The sequence below is a fragment of the Infirmifilum sp. genome, assembly GCF_049970975.1.
GTDB classification, from domain to species: Archaea; Thermoproteota; Thermoprotei; order Thermofilales; family Thermofilaceae; genus Thermofilum; species Thermofilum uzonense.
The window spans coordinates 1-2,907 of sequence record NZ_JBMFLX010000149.1; the positions used below are offsets into that span (position 1 = coordinate 1).

The window sequence follows — 2,907 nt, forward strand, 5'->3', positions numbered from 1 at the left end:
CTCGACATATACTCGCCTCCCCTCAGTCTTCAAGACATGAAGCTATTATCGCCTGCAGAGATCGAAAGCCTAAACTTAATAGATGTATATCGTAGCGAAGCTGTTTTAAAGCCGAAGGATAGGCTAAACATGTTGCTTAACATAGTTAATATCCTATGTGATGACACTAGAAAAATAACGCTGAAATTCCCCGATGGAGACATCGTGAAGTTCTCCGCAGAACCGATACAGCTCGAAGCTATAGAAAGGTGGTGATGGCCATGACTTCAGATGCTTTAAGGTTCTTTAAGTATGAACGTCTCCAGGAGCCATACCTCCTATTCTATATGAGAAGAAGATATGTGAGCCCACGTACAGGGCTTGTGAGAGCAGGGCCCTATGATGCTGAGAATCATAGAAGTGACGATATCTATGTAGGATTAATAGTTGTGCCGGCCATCGCAGATGCTGCTAAGAAGTTTGTGCAACATCTCGGAAAGGGGCATGGATTTTATAAAGGATTTAAATCGGTCTTCAAAGCTAATAGCCTCATATTTAGCGATGAATATGTGAAAACTGTAAAAGGCAGTTCCGACAATATTCTGCAGTATATAGAGGACGCCTATTTCGAACTTGCTGAGAAGCTTCCAGACAAGAGCACAATCATCATCATAGCGGACGACGAGGTTATAGAGAGGAATTATAGTAGGGTAAAAAACCTCAGGTTTAGATATACAAAGAAAAAAATACGTTTACAGCTAGTTAAAAGGAGCACCCTGGAGAGGGTGTTAAGCGACGCGACGGCGCTTGATTTTACTCTGCTCAACGTGGCAACTGCTATATACGCTAAGGCTGAGGGTACCCCATGGATTCTTGAGCGCCAGCTAATACCAGCAGGGATATTTATCGGAATAGCTTTTACAAGGCCTAGGGTCGTAAGCTCTAGTAGCCGAGCAAAAGAGATCTTTTACTATGGCATCATGACCGTGTATAACAAATCGGGCGAATACATTAGCTGGAGCGCGAGCAGTATACGGATTGAGATAAGTGCGGGTAATGGGCTGCGAGGAACTAAAGGCCTCTATATACCTAAGGGCGATATGATCAAAATGCTAAATCAGATTATTGACGACCGTAAATTTCCCATAGTCATTATACATAAATCATCAAGGTTCCACATTGACGAAATTGAAGCTGCTAGGCACGTTCTTGGAGGCAAAAATATCGGGTATGCACTTATCCACATAGAATCGTCTAACCCTTATAGAGGATATGGTGAAGAACAGCATGATGCAACAGTCTTACGTGGAGATCTGGTCCTAGATGGGGAGCTAAGCAATAGAGCTATCCTGTTCACAACTGGATATACACAGAGCGATGATCGAGGTATCCGAAGGAGAGGTAAACCTGGGACACCCAAACCGCTAGAACTGGAGGTGGGGGAGAATACAACGCCTTATAGCGTTAGAGATTTTGCTGGGCAGATACTCGGGCTGACTAAGCTAGACTGGAACACGACTGATATTGAGGTTAAGATGCCAATAACTATAGAGTATGCGAGAAGAGTTGCAGCGTTAGTACAGCATAGTCAACATAACCCCCCAACAATCATGGATGTTAGAGACCTAATGTGAGTCAAAGGTGCAAAAAACACCTCATTTAGGCAGTCCCCTAGCACCTTCAAGAGTGTTCATAATCATCTCCCCTAGCTTCGCCGGCGGCTTGCCAACTTTATCACAAGCAACATACCTATGAAGATGCCGTTAAAATTACAACTAAAAAGCCCCTACCCTTCAGGGCCCGCCTTTTTAAACGCGCAATTCTTATGGAGATCCTTAATGTTAATGTATAGGATGCGTGAAGCTGTTGAGTTTTTGATCGATGTTCTGGGTAGGTGCAGAGTTCCGCCTTTGGTGGTGGGGTTCTCTGGAGGAAAGGACTCAACCGCGGCTGTCCACTTGGTTGTGGAGGCACTGGGGTCTCTGGAACCTGGTAGGAGACCCAGGGATATTTATGTTGTCTATACTGACACCCTCCTCGAGCACCCCTCACGGGCGCGGTATCACCTGCTCAGCCCCCGTCGCCAGCCCTAGCTGGCATCGTTATACTCCTACACTTAAGGTAGAATCTAATGCCGCGAGTATACATATGGATCATGCGTAACTCTTTTAGGTCACGGAGGCAAGAAGTTGTTGATGTCATCTACGCGCGAGGTTGCTGTTCAGGATAGGCTCTACAATCTGATCTATGACTCTATCCGAAACGCCAGGTTTGAGGGAGTTGAGCTGGCTATTGAGAGGGAGTACCCGGTTGACAGTAACAAGAGGGCTGACCTGGCGGTCATCGACGCGAGAACCGGCACGCCGATACTGGTTATTGAGACAAAGAGGAAGTACGTGGGGGCCGGCGCGTTTAGGACGGATCCGAGGATATACCCGCTGAGCAGCTCCGTGCTCGGCCAGAGCCTCTGCTACGCCTACTTAATAAAGAGGGCCAAGGGCTTGCCGATAACACCGTTGTTCGCGACGGCGAACCCGGACGGCTTGTTCTTGTTCCAGCCGGTCGAGAAGCCGGAGGAATTCATCAACATAGAAGCTTGCATGGAGTCCCGCTACGAGGATGTCCTCAAGCCAGGCGCGCTTAGTGATTTAGTGGAGAAGTACAGGCTTGACGTGTTCAAGGTTAGGGAGGACGACGTGCAGAAGATGCTGGAGTTAAGCGTCAAGATTTGGAGAGATAGGGGGCTGGCGCAGGAGGTTCAGATAGATCTGGGCAACTGGTTCATCGAGCACCTCAGGATAAACTTCATAGATGCGTTGATGAATTACGGCGCCGCCGATTACCTGAGGAGCGAGCTGGCTCGGGATAATAATTACTACGGCGTATTGGATAGATTGGCTAGGGAGAACGGATACAGAAATGGGCTTG

The 2,907-nt window shown here is 47.4% G+C and carries 4 protein-coding genes; all 4 read left to right on the plus strand.

What is annotated here, in order from left to right; genetic code table 11:
* A partial coding sequence (locus ACP5KC_RS09785) for a hypothetical protein (protein WP_428287440.1) occupies nucleotides 1–255 on the plus strand: 255 nt, incomplete at its 5' end.
* Nucleotides 256–260: 5 nt separating this feature from the next.
* Complete coding sequence (locus tag ACP5KC_RS09790) at nucleotides 261–1,613, plus strand: hypothetical protein (RefSeq protein WP_428287441.1); 1,353 nt, start codon at nucleotides 261–263, stop codon at nucleotides 1,611–1,613.
* 210 nt (nucleotides 1,614–1,823) lie between these two features.
* Nucleotides 1,824–2,072, plus strand: coding sequence for a hypothetical protein (locus ACP5KC_RS09795; protein WP_428287442.1), 249 nt, complete (start codon nucleotides 1,824–1,826; stop codon nucleotides 2,070–2,072).
* A 102-nt stretch (nucleotides 2,073–2,174) separates the two neighbouring features.
* Nucleotides 2,175–2,907: hypothetical protein (locus ACP5KC_RS09800; RefSeq protein WP_428287443.1), on the plus strand; the 733-nt coding region annotated here is incomplete at its 3' end.